Genomic DNA, 18919 nt, shown 5'->3' with positions numbered 1-18919 from the left:
TATTTTAATGACAAATAAGATCAATACTATTTCCATCAAACCACTCCGAACAACGCTCCACCTTCTTTACCCATTTCATCAATCTTAGCCTCTACCACTCCATCCTTAATCAATTCGGGTGCGTGGTGAGGCTTTTTTCGTGCATCGATAATCATAGAGCCCTTACAGCCCCAATGTTTATTGATCGTAAAATCGTTAATACCATAAATATCAGCTGCCGGATTGCTTCGTGTAAAAGCTACCCAAACAAAGTTATCAGTCGTTGCAGCGGTAAATTCAGCATCATCGGCCAATATAATCAAAGGCAGACCAGATAAATCCTGATCAATCAAGGCTATGTTCAGCATTGCAATTTCTGCAGCTGTCTTTTCTGGATTTAAGTATTTATTAGCTGCTAAAACCAAAACGCCTGGCATGGCAATTTTGGGCTGATAAAATGCCTCACTCAGTTTCAGTCCCTCGGGAACATGACTCCACAATTCCCTTTTCTGAGTACCTGCGGCAGCAATTACAACTTTCGAACCGCTGTTTAATCCGTCTCCACTGTAATCCAGCGTATCGATGGTGGTATTGGTATAAAAATGGATGTCTCTTGTTAAATCAATCCGCTCTAATATATGTTTGATAAAATCTTCAATATGATGCGTACTCAGTTGTTGGTCATCTTCTTTCGCCGCTATAAAAAGGTACTTGGCTAAACTCAACTGGTTTTTACCCAGAATGTGGTTGGCAATGGTCAAAATCTCCTGTGGTCTTCTTTCCTTTAAATATGGTGTATAACGTTCGCTACCGATAGCAAAAAGCAAGGGATGAACACCGGCAGCATCTACTGCGTGAACTTCTTTTAAACCATGTATTTCCTGTGGAATGGCCGAACCGGTAATTTCGTGAATTAAGGCGCCAAAACTGGTATCTTCCTGCGGCGGGCGACCAACCACCGTAAACGACCATATCGCATCTTTTTTATGGTACACGTTGTGTACTTTCATTAAAGGAAATGGATGTGTTAAGCTATAATAGCCCAAATGATCGCCAAAAGGACCTTCTGGTTTATTTTCGTTTGGATAAACGGTGCCGGTGATGATAAAATCTGCATCTGCAGAAATACAGAAACCTTCATCATCGTAAAAATAACGGAAGCGCCTGTCGCCAAGAGCACCCGCAAAAGTCATTTCCGACAAACCTTCCGGTAATGGCATTACTGCAGCTAAAGGGTGCGACGGTGGGCCACCAACAAAAATACTCACTTTTAACGGTTTGCCTAAAGCATTTGCTTTTGATTGATGCACCCCTATTCCCCTATGAATCTGATAATGCAAACCGATTTCTTTATCCTGGATATAATCATTCCCCACCAATTGAATACGGTACATACCCAGATTGGCATTTAATACACCAGGTTTATCTACATCTTCGGTATAAACCTGAGGCATGGTAACAAAAGGGCCACCATCCATTGGCCAGTTTACAATTTGCGGCAACTGACTGATGCTTGTTTTTAAAAATTTACTTTTTGCAGAAGGTGTTTTAAGCGGCAAAGCAGATAATGCCGACATGGCAGAACCAGCATATTTAAAAGGGTTTTTTAATGCTTTAATGGGGTCATTTCTTAATGATACCAGTTGCTGAACCTTTGGCAAGGTATCCCTGAAAATGAATTTAGAACGTTCTAAAGTTCCGAACAGATTAGAAACTGCTGGAAAAGGGCTTCCTTTAACTTTTTCGAATAACAGCGCCGGTCCTTGCTTTTCATATACCCTTAAATGGATGGCGGCCATTTCTAAATAGGGATCTACTTCTTCTTTGATTCTGATTAAATGACCATGCTTTTCCAGGTCCGATACACATTCTGCTAAACTTTTGTACGCCATGCCCAAAGATAAATATTTAGATTTCCAATGAAACAAAAAAGCCTCATATAAGCAGATTTTACAATAAAGCTACTTACACGAGGCCTTTAACCTATCAATACCCGGTTATTTTTTTCCGGCAAAAGAACGTAACATCCAGGTATTTTTTTCTTTAAACTGCATAAAACGGTTCACCATATCATTAGAACCATCGTCACCAGCCTCATCAGTTGCTTCTAAAAGCTCTCTTTCCAGTTCAATCAGGTTAGCCATATCATCTAAAATGGCATCAACCATATCAAGATCTTTTAAGCCAATCGTATCAATTTCTTTAATTTTCGATTCTTTAATATAATCAGCAAAGCGGCTATGTGGTGCTTTACCTAAAGTTAAAACACGCTCAGCAATTTCATCGATGGTGAGCTGCGCGTTGGTATATAACTCTTCAAACTTAACATGAAGGGTAAAAAAGTTCTGTCCTTTAATATTCCAGTGGCAGCCTCTTAATTTTTGGTAATGGATATGATAGTTAGCCAAATAATCGTTCAACAGATCTACAACTGGTTTAACTTCTTTTTCGTTTAAGCTTATTTCTTTAGCGTCCATTTTATTATAATTTATGATGTATTTTAATGTGTACCTAACAACTCAAATTTAGAAAAGTTTTGCTCATTTTTGTCTTTTGAACAATACGTTATTTATTAAACCGTTTAATATTCATTATCAATCAAATTACAATTTTATAAACATTTGTTAATGAATAGCATATCGAAATAATGGGGTTAAAGTCATCTTATTTTTACTTAAAAACGAGTAGTATAAGATAAGACGGTTAACAATATTATTCGTATAATTGCTCCCTTTGACTTAGAAATTTAGATAAAAATAAATGCATAAAATATATTTATCTGCTGTAGTGTTATTTGCGCTCAATATTGCAAATACCAAAGCCAACACAGCAAGAGACTCTATCGGTGTAGAAAATAATAAAGGCAAAAAACTGATCGTTCACCAAACCGTAGCAAAAGACACTTATTATTCTATCGGAAGAAGATACAATGTATCGCCAAAGGATATCATGGCTTTTAACGACAACAAATACCTACAGGTTGGCGTGATCATTAAAGTCCCAACCAATGTTCCATTTACAGCTAACGGATCATCAAATACAGAAACAACTTCTTCAACGGCCAATGTGATAGAACATACCATTAAGCCAAAAGAGAATTTAAACATGCTGGCTGAAAAATATGGCACAACAATAAATGAAATTAAAGCTTTAAATAATTTAACAAGCAGCAACCTAAGCATTGGCCAGGTTATAAAAATCCCTGCAAAAAACGGAGAGCAAACTGCAACAGCTAGTCCATCTACTCCACCAGCAAAAAATAATACCGAAGCGCCTATAACCAATACGCAATCTTCAGATCAAACCATGATCGAGCATACCGTTGCACCTAAAGAGTTTTTAGGGAAAATTGCCGAGAAATACGGCACTACGGTTGAAGAAGTAAAAAAAGCCAATAACCTTTCGGGCAATAACCTCCGTATTGGTCAGAAACTGAAAATCCCTGCAACAAAAAACATCGACGAAAATAAAGTAGTTTCTGCTGCTGTTGAAGAAAAGCCGGTACAAGAGAATAAATCCAGTGACACAGCGGGTACGCATACCGTTTTAAGGAACGAAACCATCTTCACCATTGCCAAGCAATATGGCATTACCGCTTATCAGATCAGAACAATGAACAATCTTCCTGATAATGCCATTACCATCGGGCAGGTTTTAAAGGTCCCGGGCGGCATTGTTGCGGATGTTCAGGTACCCAAAGAAAAGCAGGCTGAAACCAAAACAAAAGAAGTACCGGTAGTTACAAAAGACGAAAGTTTTATCCATACTGTAGCAACTGGCGAAAATATTTTCTCAATTGCTAAAAAATACAATTTAACGGCCTTTCAGATCAGAACAGCAAATAAACTGGAAGATAATAACATTAAAGTTGATCAAAAACTAATTATCCCGAGACCACCTCAACCAAAATCGGTAAATGATGCTTCAAAAGAAGAACAGGAAAATGAACCTGACAGCACCATGGTTAAAGACCCTAAACTGCGCCGCGACCCTAGCGTTTATGGCTTAAGCCAGATCGAAGAAAAAGGCACAGCGGTTTGGATTGCTGATCAAGACCTTGATGGCACAAAAATGTTGGTTTTACACCGTACAGCACCTGTTGGCAGGGTAATCAAAATTACCAACCCGATGACCAACCGTACTACATTTGCCAAAGTTGTTGGTAAATTTACAGAGAACGAATCTACAAAAGATGTTATCATTGTAATGACTAAAGCTGTAGCCGATTCATTGGGTGCTTTAGACAAACGTTTTTTCTGCAATTTAACCTATAGTGCTCAATGAGTTCAAACAAAAAGCCTTTTATAATTGGTATTGCCGGCGGTAGCGGATCAGGCAAAACATTTTTCTTAAACTGCTTTCTCCATCATTTTAAACAAGATGAAGTAACACTGGTATCACAGGATGATTATTACATCCCTGCCGGCGACATGACTCAGGAAGAAAACAAGTTATACAATTTCGATCTTCCTTCAACCATTGATAGCGAACAGTTTTTGAGAGACATTAAGCAATTAATGAGTGGTGAAGTGGTTTATAAAAAAGAATACAACTTCAATAACCCATTGGCTGTTGTTAAAATACTGGAAATTAAATCAGCACCTATTATTATTGTTGAGGGTCTTTTTATCCTGCATTTTAAAGAAATTGCGGCTGTATTAGATCATACTATTTTCGTAGATGCGGATGAACAGGTAGCTTTAGACCGACGTATTAAGCGCGATGGTTTAGAACGGGGTTATCCGGAAGATGACGTATTGTACAAATGGCACAACCATGTAGTACCAGCTTATAAAGAATACCTGCTACCCTACCGCGAACAGTGCAATAAGGTAGTAATGAACAATACCAATGAGCCAGATGAAATTATCGCCATCACAGAAGATATTTCGAATGATTTGAGGAATAGTATTTTAGTAGATATACAGTAAATACCAAAGGAGTCAAGCTTTAAAAGCTTGACTCCTTTTTTGTGATGAATCGTCATTCCCAACTTGATTGGGAACCACGAAGTGCTCATGAATACCTTTGAAAACATGAAAACTTATGAATAATCGTAATGCCTTGATAGGTTTACACGATCTGTAAAGCCGTGGTTTGTGTCCCCACAAACCACTAATTAATCCAGTCTCATTTCCGGAATTTCCCCCTCTACAATCAGTCTACCAGCTGTAGATTGCTGTATAAATTCGATACTCACACCAGGTGCGCGCTCCAAAAGTTTAAAACCACCTTCTGGTAAAATATCTAAAACCGCCAGTTCGGTTACAATTTTTTTAATGCATTTCACACCAGTTAATGGCAATGTGCACTTTGGCAATAATTTACTTTCGCCAGCTTTGTTAACATGCTGCATAGCTACAATAATGTTTTTGGCCGAGGCGACCAAATCCATTGCTCCTCCCATTCCTTTTACCATTTTACCAGGAATTTTCCAATTGGCAATGTCGCCATTTTCTGAAACTTCCATCGCGCCCAGAATGGTTAAATCTACTTTTTGTGCACGGATCATCCCGAAACTCATCGCCGAATCAAAAATAGATGATCCAGGTAAAGTGGTAATGGTCTGTTTTCCGGCATTTATTAAATCAGCATCTTCTTCTCCTTCAAAAGGAAATGGCCCCATGCCCAACAAACCGTTTTCTGATTGCAATACCACATTAATTCCTTTTGGAATATAATTAGCTACCAGCGTAGGTATGCCAATGCCCAGATTAACATAGTATCCGTCTTTTATTTCTTTAGCGATGCGCTGTGCGATCTCTTCTTTTGAAAACATAAATTTTAATTGATTGAGTGAGTAAATAATTGAATGAGTGAATGTTCTAATCTCCTATTCGACTTCGGACCGCCGACTTCAGACTTCGGACTTTCTAACCGTTCTCTGTTCAATTCTTTTCTCGTAATCTTTGCCTTGAAAAATCCGGTGAACATAAATACCAGGGGTATGGATATAATCAGGATCCAGTTCGCCAGCTTCTACCAATTCTTCCACCTCGGCGATGGTAACTTTCCCCGCCATAGCCATTACCGGATTAAAATTACGGCTTGTAGACCTGAAAATTAAATTCCCTGCGGTATCGCCTTTCCAGGCTTTTACAATGGCGAAATCGGCATCAAATGCATATTCCATCAAATAATCCTTACCATCAAAATTACGTATTTCTTTACCTTCAGCTACTTCAGTTCCTACACCTGCGGGAGTAAAAATCGCCGGCATGCCATATCCTGCTGCAAGACAACGGGTAGCCAAAGTACCCTGGGGAATAAGGTCTACTTCCAGTTCGCCGCTTAACAACTGTCTTTCAAACTCTGCATTTTCACCTACGTAAGAAGAAATCATTTTTTTTACCTGACGTTGTTTTAGCATTAAACCGATACCAAAATCATCCACACCAGCATTATTGGAGATACAGGTTAAATTTTTGACCTGTTTGCTTACCAAAGCATTGATACAATTTTCTGGAATGCCACAAAGACCGAAACCGCCTAGCATAATGGTAACACCGTCTGATATATCATTGATGGCCTCTTCGGCACCAGATACCACTTTATTTATCATCTTATGAATTTTTGGTTAGTGCGCTAAATTACAAATTGCCATCAAAAATGCAGCAATTATAATTTTAAATCTATTAGGAATATTAATTGATTGGAATTAATCTAAATAACCGTTACCTTTGTGTTGCAATGATTTACGAGAGAGAAGAAAGCCTATTCATATTACCCACAGATCCCGAATTTCAAAAGGGTATGGGTTTTATTTTCAGCTGTACGGCTGAGCACAAAAAATGTTGTGAAAAGTTTAAAAAAGGTAAGCGCTGTAAAAAGTGCCCGGGCAATAAAAAGAAATAAGCTTACTTCGCTATTTCTACAATCTTATCATCACTTCCATTACTGGTGCAGATATAAACTTTCCCTTCCGGCGATTGGCACACAGCTCTGATCCGGCCATAAGTATTCACATAAAAATCTTTTGTTGAGGTAATCTTAGTTTGCGCATCGTCCAGTTTCAGTTGCATTAGTTTAGTTCCTTTCAACACCGCTAATAACAACGAATTTTTAAACTGAGGAATATAATCATTGTTATAATAAGCCAAACCACTTGGTGCAATGGTTGGGGTCCAGTTAATTAATGGCTCTGCCACATTGTTCGAACTACAGAAAGATTGTTCGCCGCTTTCATTACAAAAACCTTTAATATTCGGCCACCCATAATTTCTTCCTTTTTCGATGATATTGATTTCATCATCAGAATCCGGCCCATGTTCTGAAGAAAATATTTTATTACCCACCTGAACTAGACCTTGTGCATTGCGATGTCCTAAACTCCAAACCGGATTATTTGGATAAGGATTGTCTGCAGGAATGGAACCATCTAAATTAATTCTTAAAATCTTACCCGCTAAAGAGTTTATATTTTGTGGGTTGGCCGTATCGGACGCATCTCCCGTACTGATAAACAATTTACCACCACTGATCAACAAACGCGAACCATTATGAATGGAAGCTGCAGGAATCTGATCGAGTAAAACCAATGGACTGCTTAAATTCCCTCCGCCATAAGTATAACGAACTACTTTAGCTTTATAAGTACTTCCATATCCGTAAATTAAGTAAACATAAGGATTGCTTGTAAAATCAGGATGTAAGGCCATGCCCAATAAACCTCCTTCGCCATTGGTACGTACTTCTGAAATGGTAAGTAATAGTGAAATTTGTCCTGTGGAAGGATTTAAACGGCTGATTTTACCTGCTTTTTCAGTAAACCAGATAAAGTTATCTGGTCCATATACCATTTCCCATGGAAGACTTAATCCAGAAGCAACAACTTTTGCTTTTAATTCGACATCAGGTAAGGTACCTGGATCTTCATTACCATTGTCAGTCTTTTTGCAAGTTGTGGTAAATAATACCACAAAAAGGCAGAGTAAGATTTTTTTCATAACCGTAACGTTTTAAAAATAACACAGTTACGGCCATAAAGTTTTGTTTGTGCTGTCAAATGGTAACATCCAACACCAACTAAAAGCAAACTTAATGCGTTCTCCATTACCCTATCGTCAAGCAAGAAAGATTGCTTCACTCCATCGCACATTCCCCTTCTTCAGTTCGCAATGACGAATCTAATCGGAACAGTAAATCGATTTTCCAATCTCACATCTCACATCTCACATCTCACATCTCACATCTCACATCTCACATCTCACATCTCACATCTTACATCTCACATCTTACATCTTACATCTCACATCTTACATCTCACATCAAGTATCTCCTGTCCCAAATCTAACCATCAATTCAAATAAACATAAGTAATCCCATCTCCTCCTCTATCTTGATGCTCATCTTCCATCCTGTTTACCTGGCTATATTTACGCAAATACTCCCTGATCATTTTCCTCAAAATTCCGTCACCTTTACCATGTATCAGTTTAATAGACGGGAAACCAAGCATAATGGCTTTATCCAGGTATTTTTCAACTTCAAATAAAGCATCTTCTGTCCGTTTTCCGCGCAAGTCCAATTCGGCCCTAAAGTCTGATACCGCTTCATTCATACGTCCGGCAAAAGAATGTGCGCTGCTTTGAATCACTTTTTTAGCTTCCCGATTACTTACCTTTTGTACACGGTTTTTCTTCACTGTCGAACGTAGATCGCCAATGGCTAAAATCAATTCATTCCGGTTAATTTCTAAAACTTGTCCAATGGTTTCGCTATCTGTAAATTTAACCAGATCGCCCACTTCAATTTCACCTCCTATAACCACTGGTGCCGGTTTAGGACGCTCTTTTGGTACAGTATTTTTTTCCAGTTCGCGCTGCAGGTTCTGACGGAGTTCTTTAGTTACCTCTTTCTCGGCCTTTTTTTCCTTAATCTCAGCAATGGTATTCTCTACCAGCTTATTGGCGTTTTTAATAATATTCTGCGCCTCTTGCTTTGCTTCTTTAATCAGGATCTTCTTATTTTCCTCTAAAAATGTTTTTAACTTTTCATTTTCAGCAACCAGGTTTTTGGCCTTATTCTGTTGATTGGCCAAACTGACTTTCGCATCGTAAACGTTTTTCTTTTCACGCTCCAGATCAACCAACATCGTATCTACCCGGTTCTGGTTAGAGCCCGTTTTCTCTTTGGCCAGCTGGATCACCTCTTTTGGCAAACCAATATTCTGTGCAATTTCGAATGCATAAGAACTACCTGGTTTGCCCATTTCTAAAATATAAAGCGGTTTCATCTTTGCATTATCAAAAAGCATCGATGCATTTTCTAATCCAGGCGTATTCCCTGCAAACAGCTTTAAATTAGAATAGTGGGTGGTAATTACCCCTCTCACTTTTTTATTGTTCAGCACCTCTAACACGGCTTCTGCCATTGGTCCGCCAAACTGTGGATCGGTACCGGTACCAAACTCATCAATCAGCACCATCGTTTTCGGCGAGGCATGCTCTACAAAATAGCGCATCTTTTTCAAGTGTGCACTGTAGGTACTCAAATCACTTTCTATCGATTGATCGTCGCCGATATCGGCAAAAATGTTTTCAAAAATACCAACTTCACTATTCGCATCAACAGGAATCAACAAACCTGTTTGTAGCATAATCTGGAGTAAACCAACCGTTTTCATGCAAACCGATTTCCCACCAGCATTTGGTCCTGAAACCAAAACCACACGCGTTTCGGCGTCAATATGGATATTTAATGGAGTAACGGTTTTCTTTTCGGCTGCGAAAGAGATTGATAACAAAGGATGCCTCGCATTAATCAGTTTGGTTTTTGGCTCTTTTAACAAACCAGGCATTTCGGCTTCAATATCTAAAGCAAACAATGCTTTTGCACGCACAAAATCCAATTTGGTAAGGAAACCATGATAAGAAAGCAATAACGGCGAATACGGACGAAGATCGTCTGTTAACGCAATTAAAATCTTAATAATTTCGCGGCGTTTATCAAATTCTAAATCGCGTAGTTTGTTATTTAAAGTAAAAACCTCTTCCGGTTCGATGTAAACGGTTTGCCCTGTGGCCGATTCGTCATGCACAAAACCTTTAAGCTTGCGTTTGTTCTCTGCCAAAACCGGGATACACATCCTGCCATCACGGATAGTTAAACTGCCATCGGCAACCCAATTATTGGCAATGGCCTGTTTGTAGATCGAATCCATGCGCTTTCGGACATCTTGCTCAGCTTTAGAAATGGCCGAGGTAATCTCCTGAAGTTCTTTCGATGCATTGGGTTTAATCTTTCCTTTGGCATCAATTACCGTTTCTATTTTACGAAGGATCGTTTTTTCAATCGGTAAATGTTCAAATAAAGCTTCGAGCGTTGGGTAAACTTCTGCCCTTTCTTCAAAAAAGCGTAACACCGAAAAAACGGTTTGCAAGGAAGTATATACCTGAAACCACTCATCCTCTAAAAGATAAGTACCTTCTACCCTGATTTTTTCAACCAGCGATTTAATATCAAAAAAAGTATTAATCTGTAAGGGCTCCTGATTTTGAAGGATACTCTTGAACTCGTTTGTTTGCCGTAAAAATTTATCAATCTGATCAAAACGGTTCATCACCTGCATCTTGCCAACCATCGTTTGTCCCATGGGGCTCAAACAATGTTTGCTGATCAGCTGCCTGATCTCTACAAAACCTAAACGTTCTAAACAATTATCGGGATATAACATATTATTTTATTGTACCGGTGTCGGTGTCGTGGCCGAAACCATTTCCATTGCTCCGGTCTTCTTAATATTAATGAGTGAATCGGCCTGTTTCTTCTTTTTCGCAATCTCAGCTGTAGCTTTTACTTTCGATAAAGAATCTGGTTTCATTTTTTTCCTGATTGCAAGAGAATCGGCCTTAAACTTCTTCGCAATCACCAATGAATCTGCTTTAAATTTTTTCTTTTGAATCATCTTATCCGCTATCTCTACAGCCTTTTTCTGCTGGATTAAAGATTTCTGGATGTTTTTATACATCGGTTCGAGTTCTTTAGGATTGGTATTGTACCACAACAGACTTTTATTATATTCGGCAGAGTCTATACCGAATTTTTTATAAATACCTTTATAATAAGCAGCGGCCACCTTCTTTGCAGAATCTACCACATAGATATTTGCAATATAACCGTCAACAATGTGCATATCAAATAAAATCTTTTCCATCTTATCAGGTTTTATAATGTCGTCAGGTATGCCTGGCTTGCAACCAAACCATAATGTAGCCGTCATTAAAACCCATATTAATCTCTTCATGTTTAATTAAAATATTATTTTTTGCCCAAATTGCGGCAAGGTTATTAATTTTACCAAAAATAGTTATAAATGAGCATAGCTGATAATCTTAAAAAATATAAAAGCGAAGTTGAATCAGATGGGGTAAAACTGATTGCAGTTTCAAAAACACAGCCAATAGAATCAATTTTAGAAGCATACAACGCCGGACAGCGCATTTTTGGAGAAAACCATGTACAGGAAATGGTTGAAAAAGAAGCGCAGCTCCCTAAAGATATCGAATGGCACCTGATTGGCCATTTACAGACCAATAAAGTTAAATACATTGCGCCTTTTGTAAAACTGATACATGGAGTAGACAGCTTGAAACTTCTGCAGGAAATAGATAAGCAAGCCGCAAAAAACAAACGCATAATTGATTGTTTATTGCAGGTTTACATTGCTGATGAAGATACTAAATTTGGACTTGGCTTCGATGAAGTGATTGAATTACTACGTTCGGAAGAATATGCAGCTTTAAAAAATATCCGTGTAGTTGGGTTAATGGGAATTGCCACCAATACCAAGAATGAAAAACAGATTACGATCGAATTTCATGAGTTAAAAGTATTTTTCGATGGTGTTAAAGTGAGTTTTTTCCGTAAAGAGGATTCTTTTAAAGAAATATCAACGGGAATGAGTGCCGATTATAAAATCGCAGTTGAAGAAGGCAGTACCATGGTACGAATTGGAAGCAGTATTTTCGGAAAAAGAGTAATTAAACATTTTAAAAACGATATTTCTGCCAATTAGTATGGATTTTAACATCAGATTTGCAACCGCTGAAGATTGCCCGAGAATATTAGAATTAATTAACGAATTAGCTGTATATGAACGCGCACCAGAAGAAGTAACCGTTACTTTAAATCACTTCATCGATGCCGGTTTTGGTAAAACCCCGGTATGGAAAGCTTTTGTTGCTGAATTAGACAATAAAATTGTTGGTTTTGCCTTGTATTATACCCGTTACTCCACCTGGAAAGGCTGCAGGTTATACCTCGAAGATTTTATCGTAACCGAAGAATTCCGCGGAAAAGGTTTAGGCAAAATATTATTCGAAAAAGTTATAGAAGAAGCCAAAAACGGCAATTATAGCGGTATGGTATGGCAAGTATTGGACTGGAACGAGCCAGCCATCAATTTTTACAATAAATATAAAGCACATCTAGAAAGCGGCTGGTTAAATGCAGCCCTCTCTACAGAACAAATCAAGGCATTTTAATATGGATATTTTTAAGTTTGGAGGTGCCTCGGTAAAAGATGCGGCAGGTGTAAAAAATCTGGCCAATATTGTTCGCGATTATAAAAAAGGGAACCTGCTGATTGTAATTTCTGCCATGGGCAAAATCACCAACAGATTGGAAGACCTCACCCATGCTTTCCTCTCACAAAATGATGAAGCACATGCAATTTTTGAAGAAATTAAACATTTCCATTTCAACATTATAGACGAACTTTTTCAAGGGAAACACCATCCGGTTTATGATGATGTGGCCAATACCTTTGTCGAAATTGATTGGTTGATTGAGGATGAACCTGATAACAACCCCGATTATATTTATGATCAGATTGTATCCATTGGCGAGGTGGTTTCTACTAAAATCGTAGCAGCTTGGTTAAATGAAACGGGAAATAAGGCGCTCTGGGCCGATGCACGCAATTACATCCAAACCGATAATACCTACAAGGAAGGAAAAGTAGACTGGGCAAAAACAAATCAGATTATACAAAGAGATTTAGTGCCGCTTTTAACCGATAATATCATTGTAACACAAGGCTTTATCGGCGGAACAAGTGAAAATTACACCACCACATTAGGTCGAGAAGGTTCTGATTACTCCGCTGCTATATTTGCTTCTTGTTTGGATGCAGCGGCTTTAACCATCTGGAAAGACGTTCCGGGCGTATTAAATGCAGATCCAAAATGGTTTGATGAGACAGAAAAAATTGCACAACTTTCTTACCATGATGCCATAGAACTTACTTATTATGGTGCAACGGTAATCCATCCAAAAACCATTAAACCGCTTCAAAATAAGGGTATTCCACTTTTTGTAAGGTCATTTATCCAGCCAGAGGGTTCTGGAACCGCCATTACCAAAGAGAATAATCCTTTACCAATCCCCTCTTTTATTTTCAAGGTAAACCAGGCGTTGATTTCTATTTTCCCGAAAGATTATTCCTTTATTATTGAAGAAAACCTGAGCAATATTTTTGAGCTTTTCCACAGGCACAAAATCAAAATCAATACCATGCTTAATTCGGCAATCAGTTTCTCGGTAAGTATTGATGATCATCCTGTTCAGATTGAAAAATTGATTAAAGACCTTTCAAACGAGTTTACGGTAAAATACAATAAAGGCTTGGAACTGGTAACCATCCGCTATTACAACCAGCAAACAATTGATCGTGTAACCGTAGAAAAAGATATTTTACTCGAAGTGAAAAGCCGCCATACCTGCCAGATGGTAATGAAAAATAAATAGTTAAAAGTCTCGAGTCCGAGGCCGGAAGTCCGAAGAGATGAGTTCATCTTGATACTTGCTACTTGCTACCTTCTACTTAATACTTGCTACCTGCTACTTAATACCTGCTACCTGCTACTTAATACCTGCTACTATCACCTTAAACAATGAACAACAAACTTTTAGCCATAGCCGTACAAGATTACATCAACGCCAACTTAAATGCCGATGTCAATCAAATTGCTTTAGCTAAAACTCCTTTTGAAGGTATTACTTCGGCAGAATTAGCTACACAGATTACTGCAAAGAAAAAATCAGAAAGGAAATTACCCACCTGGTTCCATACCGAAAATATCTATTATCCCCCTGTTTTATCCATCGAACAAACCTCTTCCGAAATCACGGCAAAATATAAATCAAAACTGGCCAAAGGAGATACTTTAATAGACATTACAGGAGGTTTTGGTATAGACACTTACTATTTTGCTAAAAAAGTAAAGGAAGTAATTCACTGCGAAATCAATCCTGAATTATCGGCAATCGCACAATATAACGCGCGGGCATTAAATGCAAAAAATATCGAATTCAAGGCAGAAGATGGCATTACGTATATTCAAAATACTGCTACCACCTTCAATACCATTTATGTAGATCCGGCCCGAAGAGCAGAAAAGGGCAAAGTTTTTATGCTGAAAGATTGCACACCTGATATTGTAGGCAATCTGGATGCATTATTAAAGAAATCGTCAAGGATTATTGTCAAAACTGCTCCATTGCTTGATATTTCTGCTGGGTTGGCCGAATTAAAACAGGTGAGTGAAATACACATTGTAAGTGTAAAAAACGAATGCAAAGAACTTTTATGGGTAATTGATAAGGGATTCGACAAAGACACTAAAGTAATCGCAGTAACGCTTAATAATGAAGTTGAAAAAGACTTTTCTTTTTACAGGTCGGTAGCAAATGGAACCGTACAATTTGCCGAAAGTCTAAGTATCAATAATTATTTGTACGAGCCGGATGCTGCGCTATTAAAATCAGGTGCCTTTAACTTAATCGGTTCGACTTACGGTATTTCAAAATTACATCCTCAAACACAGCTATTCACTGCTAATATTACTAAAACTGATTTTCCTGGACGTATATTTAAAATTGAGGCCATATTAAGTACTGCAGAACTGAAAAAGGAGACAAATTTAAAAGGAAATGTAATTGTCCGTAATTACCCTGCAAAGCCGGAAGATTTAGTGAAGAAATATAAAATCAAGTCTGATCAGGAGCAGTTTTTGATTTTTACAAAAATTGCCAACGGAGAAAATGTAATTTTAAAAGCGTCGATTATACAGTATTACTAATTGTTATTCTAAATGAATTGGCTGTCATTCTGAACCCAGTGAAAAATCTGTAGCCTATAAAATATTAAATCAAAAACCAGTTACTTTTTTTGGAAAGCAGGTTCAAAAGCTTTTAGGATTCCACAGCCCCCGCTCCCGCTTCTGCCGATGAAAATATCGGCATCTCGCTAAGATCGGGTTTAGCTGGCTTAAATAGTACAATTATTGTTTGTTAAATAAACCCGGCAGACAGCGTTATCCCGATTTGAGTATTATATTTTATCCTTAAATGATTTCAATCGGGATTAAGCAAATGGCGGGACTATCTGACCCAATGTACCACAGCTGCTGCTTTTCAAAAAAAATGTAGGAACTGTTCAGTAGAAATGCCGACGAAACTTTAAGAATGACAAACGAGGCGCTACAAAATACAAAAAGCCCTTCTACCGAAAGGCTTTTTGCAGGGATGAAGAAATAATGATTATATTATCGCTTAAACTTTTTTAACGTTTACTGCCTGTAAACCTTTTCTGCCTTCAGCTACTTCAAATTCTACTGTGTCGTTTTCTTTCAAGCTTTCGATTCCACCTAAAACATCTTTAAAATGTACAAATAAGTCTTTATTGTCTTCTTGTACAATAAATCCAAAGCCTTTTTGAGTGTTAAACCACTTAACTTTTCCGGTTGCCATAAAAAAATAAAAAATTGTATAAAATAAATAAACCTTTTACGCTTTGATCAGCATTTCATTCAACCAATTGACTCTTAAAAATGGGATAAACAATCAGTTAGAGCGTTAATATTGAAACAAAACTATCAAATATAATAATTTACACCTATAATGCAACCCCTTTTTGGCCGTTCAACAAGAATGTTGCGTTTCAAAAAGCATATTACCAAAATTATTTATTCGGTTGAGGTGTAGTACGTAAATATGGCTTGATTACTTTGTGTCCTTTTGGAAATTTAGCCGGAATATCTTCGGTTTTGATGCTGTTAACTACAATTACGTCTTCCCCATCCTTCCAATCGGCTGGTGTAGCCACGCTATAATTGGCGGTAAGCTGTAAAGAATCGATTACACGCAATACCTCATTAAAGTTTCGGCCTGTTGAAGCTGGATAAGTAATCATCAATTTTACCTTTTTATCAGGACTGATAACGAACAATGACCGAACCGTTAATGTTTCTGAAGCATTCGGGTGGATCATATCGTAAAGGTTGGCAACAGTTTTATCCGGATCGGCAATAATCGGGAATTCAACTGAAGTATTTTGCGTTTCGTTAATATCGTTGATCCAGCCTTTGTGCGATTCGGCAGAATCGACACTTAGTGCCAAAACTTTAACATTCCTTTTTTCAAACTCACCTTTTAGCGCAGCCGTTCTTCCCAATTCTGTGGTACAAACCGGGGTATAATCTGCAGGGTGCGAAAACAGTACTCCCCAGCTATCACCTAAATATTCGTAAAAATCGATTTCTCCAATGGACGTATTGGCCTGGAAATTCGGTGCGATATCGCCTAGTCTTATGCTCATAATATGATAATTTTTAAGTTGATTAAAACAAATCTAAACAATACTATAGTAAATACATAGACATAATATGATTTTAAGACCTCTAAATTACAATTGCAATAAAAAACCCTGAAGATTTTTGATCAACAGGGTTTAAGCATATTAATTTGTTTGGGGGTTTTACTTAGTAAGCTTTGATCATGAATACATAATCCTGTATTTTTTCAATCTGCTTAGTGCGTTTTAGGCCAGAAAGCAAACTCTTTTTATTAGCAGAAAGCTTATTTGCACCTAATGAATCCTGAGGGATCGCCCTCATGGCTTCTAAAATGTATTTTGATTTAATTGCAAAAGCTGCACCTTCTGTCTGATCAGGTTTACCGCTGATAATCCCCACTAAATTTCCGTTGTTATCTAAAACTGGTCCGCCACTGTTTCCAGGATTAACCGAAATGGCCACCTGGTATTGAGTGGTATCGCCAATAAAACCATTTTTCGAACTCACATAACCTTCGCCTAATACTGCATCATCTTTTGGATAACCCAAAGTATATACCATTTCGCCAATACTGCTCATGCTTCTTTTAATACTATAAGGTATAGATGATAAATTACTGAAATGTTTATCGCTGATTTTTAAAATCGCAATGTCGTTCTGTGGATCCGTATAAACCGATTTTACTTTAAATGATTCACCTTTACTGTTCTGCACATACAAAGAATCGGCACCATTAATAATATGTAGATTGGTTAAAATATAACCATTGGTAGAAATGGCAAAACCTGTACCGCCGAAGCTGTTCTGTACGCTTGGCTTATCAGATGTGGTGGTATTATTATTAATTTTTCTGATCAGGCTATTTTGCGTTTTTATGGCCTTATTTACCTGATTGCTCAATTGCCTGTAGTGTTCTTCCTGTTTACTGCTATGCTGGATAGAATAAATAGAAACCAGTGAAAGTACTAAAAATGAAGCGGCTACCGCAATTGCAGATTTATGTTTACGCCATAACTGCACCACCCTTGATGGATGCGGCCTAAGCGCATTAGCCAAGCTTTCCACATCAATTTCTGCATGGATCTGGTTCAATTGTTCCTTTAAACGCAACTGCCCGGCAAACGTCCCCATAGATTCTAAAAAGAATTTATGCGAAACTACTTTATGATCTACTGTGGCATCATTACGACGTAACTGTTCAAAAGCTTCAGTTTCCTGTGCATTAAGTTTACCTAAAAGATAATCTTCAATAATTGCATCTAACTCCAAATCGTTTCTCATTTCAATTATTATGGTTGAAAAAATATTTTCTTTAACCTTTGCAGGCATTTATATTTCTGTGTTTTTGCATTATCAGTATTGGTATAACCAAACTTTTCGCAAATATCCTGCATGGATAAATTGTGGATATAAAAATCCTGAATAATGGTTTTACAAGGTTCGCCTAGGTGATCGAGCGCCGATTGCATTTTCACAAAAGCAGCATCTTTTTCTTCATGTTCCTCTACATCTTCCTCTACTGCAAACACATCTTCATAATCGGTAATATTGCCGGCCTTTTTACTATTCAGGCTGAGTTTCTTCAACCAGATACGGCGGCATACCGAATAAATGTAGGTTTTGAGTTTGCTGCTTAGTTCAAAATTACCTTCCTTAATTTTGTTATATAATATAATGATGGCTTCCTGGTAAACATCTTTTGCATCATCTTCATCGCCATTATTATTAAGGATAAATTGCAAAACCATTGCATAATAAGCCTTGTATAACTTGTTAAGTGCATCTTCAGAGTTATTTAGAATACCTAAAATAACCTCTCTATCTGTTGGAACTGAACTCTTTAAACTGTTATTCACTAGTTAATACATTTTTCGGTAAATAGTAACCCAATATTAGACAAAAAAATATTTATAGCTACTATAATTGCTTAATACAAACTTAACGCCATCGGTAACCCAAAAGCCCGATAAAAAATATTTCAACTTTTTTTCTGATTATCGGGTTACCTTTCTACCTTTGCGGCATTAATAAGAAATTAATTACTTTAAAAAAATTCAAAAATGAAAAATGCATTCAAATTAGGCTTTTTAGCTTTAGCTTTATCTTTATCAGTTGTTGCTTGTAACTCAGAGAAAAAAGCTGAAGGTGCTGATACAACTTTAACTGATTCTTCTACTATCGTTACTGATACTACTGCAAAAGATACTACAGTTAAAGATTCTACAGTAAAAGATACTACTGTAAAAGCTACTACTACTACTACTGAAGTTAAACACTAGTCTAACTTTACCATATAAAAAAGGCTTCTGATTGTACATCAGGAGCCTTTTTTATTTTTTTTCATTTTTTTCTATTTTTTCGGG

The 18919-nt window shown here is 37.5% G+C and carries 18 protein-coding genes; 7 read left to right on the top strand and 11 right to left on the bottom strand.

Translation table 11 applies throughout. The features are described from left to right. Positions 1-35: 35 nt before the first annotated feature. Together H9L23_RS07345 and H9L23_RS07340 are read right to left on the bottom strand one after the other, a co-directional pair. Positions 36-1871, bottom strand: coding sequence for a UbiD family decarboxylase (locus H9L23_RS07345; RefSeq protein ID WP_187594348.1), 1836 nt, complete (start codon positions 1869-1871; stop codon positions 36-38). A gap of 105 nt (positions 1872-1976) precedes the next feature. Beyond that, positions 1977-2456 (bottom strand): Dps family protein, encoded by a 480-nt coding sequence (locus tag H9L23_RS07340; RefSeq protein WP_025142845.1) that lies wholly within the window; start codon positions 2454-2456, stop codon positions 1977-1979. 283 nt (positions 2457-2739) lie between these two features. Between H9L23_RS07340 and H9L23_RS07335 the strand changes: the two genes are divergently transcribed. Both H9L23_RS07335 and H9L23_RS07330 read left to right on the top strand, forming a co-directional pair. Next, a complete protein-coding gene (locus tag H9L23_RS07335) occupies positions 2740-4263 on the top strand; it encodes a muramidase family protein (protein WP_187594347.1) in 1524 nt (507 codons plus the stop codon). Then, on the top strand, positions 4260-4910 hold the full coding sequence (locus tag H9L23_RS07330; RefSeq protein WP_187594346.1) for a uridine kinase family protein: 651 nt from the start codon (positions 4260-4262) through the stop codon (positions 4908-4910). Before H9L23_RS07335 ends, H9L23_RS07330 begins: the two co-directional genes overlap by 4 nt. 188 nt (positions 4911-5098) lie before the next feature. Here H9L23_RS07330 and H9L23_RS07325 read toward each other — a convergent pair whose 3' ends face one another. The 5 genes from H9L23_RS07325 to H9L23_RS07305 form a co-directional block, all read right to left on the bottom strand. Beyond that, on the bottom strand, positions 5099-5758 hold the full coding sequence (locus H9L23_RS07325; protein ID WP_187594345.1) for a CoA transferase subunit B: 660 nt from the start codon (positions 5756-5758) through the stop codon (positions 5099-5101). 78 nt (positions 5759-5836) lie between these two features. Then, on the bottom strand, positions 5837-6541 hold the full coding sequence (locus H9L23_RS07320; protein WP_187594344.1) for a CoA transferase subunit A: 705 nt from the start codon (positions 6539-6541) through the stop codon (positions 5837-5839). A gap of 295 nt (positions 6542-6836) precedes the next feature. Next, the gene (locus H9L23_RS07315) at positions 6837-7925 is read right to left on the bottom strand and encodes a PQQ-dependent sugar dehydrogenase (RefSeq protein WP_187594343.1); all 1089 of its coding nucleotides are present in this window, start codon (positions 7923-7925) and stop codon (positions 6837-6839) included. A gap of 350 nt (positions 7926-8275) precedes the next feature. Next, on the bottom strand, positions 8276-10654 hold the full coding sequence (locus tag H9L23_RS07310) for an endonuclease MutS2 (RefSeq protein WP_187594342.1): 2379 nt from the start codon (positions 10652-10654) through the stop codon (positions 8276-8278). A gap of 6 nt (positions 10655-10660) precedes the next feature. Continuing rightward, the gene (locus H9L23_RS07305) at positions 10661-11224 is read right to left on the bottom strand and encodes a DUF4296 domain-containing protein (RefSeq protein ID WP_187594341.1); all 564 of its coding nucleotides are present in this window, start codon (positions 11222-11224) and stop codon (positions 10661-10663) included. Between the two features lie 69 nt (positions 11225-11293). Between H9L23_RS07305 and H9L23_RS07300 the strand changes: the two genes are divergently transcribed. The 4 genes from H9L23_RS07300 (at position 11294) to H9L23_RS07285 (ending at position 15062) form a co-directional block, all read left to right on the top strand. Further along, a complete protein-coding gene (locus H9L23_RS07300) occupies positions 11294-11995 on the top strand; it encodes a YggS family pyridoxal phosphate-dependent enzyme (protein WP_187594340.1) in 702 nt (233 codons plus the stop codon). A 1-nt stretch (position 11996) separates the two neighbouring features. Continuing rightward, on the top strand, positions 11997-12464 hold the full coding sequence (locus H9L23_RS07295) for a GNAT family N-acetyltransferase (protein ID WP_187594339.1): 468 nt from the start codon (positions 11997-11999) through the stop codon (positions 12462-12464). Between the two features lies 1 nt (position 12465). After that, on the top strand, positions 12466-13728 hold the full coding sequence (locus tag H9L23_RS07290) for an aspartate kinase (protein ID WP_187594338.1): 1263 nt from the start codon (positions 12466-12468) through the stop codon (positions 13726-13728). A 146-nt stretch (positions 13729-13874) separates the two neighbouring features. Beyond that, a complete protein-coding gene (locus H9L23_RS07285; protein WP_187594337.1) occupies positions 13875-15062 on the top strand; it encodes a class I SAM-dependent methyltransferase in 1188 nt (395 codons plus the stop codon). Positions 15063-15534: 472 nt separating this feature from the next. Here H9L23_RS07285 and H9L23_RS07280 read toward each other — a convergent pair whose 3' ends face one another. The 4 genes from H9L23_RS07280 to H9L23_RS07265 all read right to left on the bottom strand — a co-directional run bounded on the left by H9L23_RS07280 (position 15535) and on the right by H9L23_RS07265 (position 18412). Continuing rightward, positions 15535-15732 carry a cold-shock protein gene (locus H9L23_RS07280; protein WP_029276380.1) on the bottom strand — a complete coding sequence of 66 codons (198 nt, stop codon included), beginning with the start codon at positions 15730-15732 and terminating at the stop codon, positions 15535-15537. 211 nt (positions 15733-15943) lie between these two features. After that, positions 15944-16579: a peroxiredoxin gene (locus tag H9L23_RS07275; RefSeq protein WP_187594336.1), complete on the bottom strand. Its 636-nt coding sequence runs from the start codon at positions 16577-16579 to the stop codon at positions 15944-15946. Positions 16580-16742: 163 nt separating this feature from the next. Beyond that, positions 16743-17837 carry a S1C family serine protease gene (locus H9L23_RS07270; protein WP_187594335.1) on the bottom strand — a complete coding sequence of 365 codons (1095 nt, stop codon included), beginning with the start codon at positions 17835-17837 and terminating at the stop codon, positions 16743-16745. Between the two features lie 8 nt (positions 17838-17845). Beyond that, positions 17846-18412, bottom strand: a complete 567-nt coding sequence (locus tag H9L23_RS07265) for an RNA polymerase sigma factor (RefSeq protein ID WP_187594334.1) — start codon at positions 18410-18412, stop codon at positions 17846-17848. A gap of 204 nt (positions 18413-18616) precedes the next feature. Between H9L23_RS07265 and H9L23_RS07260 the strand changes: the two genes are divergently transcribed. Next, positions 18617-18835 (top strand): hypothetical protein, encoded by a 219-nt coding sequence (locus H9L23_RS07260; RefSeq protein WP_025142863.1) that lies wholly within the window; start codon positions 18617-18619, stop codon positions 18833-18835. Positions 18836-18919 lie beyond the last annotated feature (84 nt).

Origin of the sequence: Pedobacter roseus, assembly GCF_014395225.1 — a bacterium.
GTDB classification, from domain to species: domain Bacteria; phylum Bacteroidota; class Bacteroidia; order Sphingobacteriales; family Sphingobacteriaceae; genus Pedobacter; species Pedobacter roseus.
The sequence above is the reverse complement of the archived record's forward strand: the minus strand, read 5'-3'. Positions and strand labels throughout refer to the sequence as shown.

What these genes read in the sequence shown, in the direction of transcription:
- H9L23_RS07345 (WP_187594348.1), bottom strand. Translation starts at nt 1,871, where the DNA reads ATGGCGTACAAAAGTTTAGCAGAATGTGTATCGGACCTGGAAAAGCAT.
- H9L23_RS07340 (WP_025142845.1), bottom strand. Translation starts at nt 2,456, where the DNA reads ATGGACGCTAAAGAAATAAGCTTAAACGAAAAAGAAGTTAAACCAGTT.
- H9L23_RS07335 (WP_187594347.1), top strand. Translation starts at nt 2,740, where the DNA reads ATGCATAAAATATATTTATCTGCTGTAGTGTTATTTGCGCTCAATATT.
- H9L23_RS07330 (WP_187594346.1), top strand. Translation starts at nt 4,260, where the DNA reads ATGAGTTCAAACAAAAAGCCTTTTATAATTGGTATTGCCGGCGGTAGC.
- H9L23_RS07325 (WP_187594345.1), bottom strand. Translation starts at nt 5,758, where the DNA reads ATGTTTTCAAAAGAAGAGATCGCACAGCGCATCGCTAAAGAAATAAAA.
- H9L23_RS07320 (WP_187594344.1), bottom strand. Translation starts at nt 6,541, where the DNA reads ATGATAAATAAAGTGGTATCTGGTGCCGAAGAGGCCATCAATGATATA.
- H9L23_RS07315 (WP_187594343.1), bottom strand. Translation starts at nt 7,925, where the DNA reads ATGAAAAAAATCTTACTCTGCCTTTTTGTGGTATTATTTACCACAACT.
- H9L23_RS07310 (WP_187594342.1), bottom strand. Translation starts at nt 10,654, where the DNA reads ATGTTATATCCCGATAATTGTTTAGAACGTTTAGGTTTTGTAGAGATC.
- H9L23_RS07305 (WP_187594341.1), bottom strand. Translation starts at nt 11,224, where the DNA reads ATGAAGAGATTAATATGGGTTTTAATGACGGCTACATTATGGTTTGGT.
- H9L23_RS07300 (WP_187594340.1), top strand. Translation starts at nt 11,294, where the DNA reads ATGAGCATAGCTGATAATCTTAAAAAATATAAAAGCGAAGTTGAATCA.
- H9L23_RS07295 (WP_187594339.1), top strand. Translation starts at nt 11,997, where the DNA reads ATGGATTTTAACATCAGATTTGCAACCGCTGAAGATTGCCCGAGAATA.
- H9L23_RS07290 (WP_187594338.1), top strand. Translation starts at nt 12,466, where the DNA reads ATGGATATTTTTAAGTTTGGAGGTGCCTCGGTAAAAGATGCGGCAGGT.
- H9L23_RS07285 (WP_187594337.1), top strand. Translation starts at nt 13,875, where the DNA reads ATGAACAACAAACTTTTAGCCATAGCCGTACAAGATTACATCAACGCC.
- H9L23_RS07280 (WP_029276380.1), bottom strand. Translation starts at nt 15,732, where the DNA reads ATGGCAACCGGAAAAGTTAAGTGGTTTAACACTCAAAAAGGCTTTGGA.
- H9L23_RS07275 (WP_187594336.1), bottom strand. Translation starts at nt 16,579, where the DNA reads ATGAGCATAAGACTAGGCGATATCGCACCGAATTTCCAGGCCAATACG.
- H9L23_RS07270 (WP_187594335.1), bottom strand. Translation starts at nt 17,837, where the DNA reads ATGAGAAACGATTTGGAGTTAGATGCAATTATTGAAGATTATCTTTTA.
- H9L23_RS07260 (WP_025142863.1), top strand. Translation starts at nt 18,617, where the DNA reads ATGAAAAATGCATTCAAATTAGGCTTTTTAGCTTTAGCTTTATCTTTA.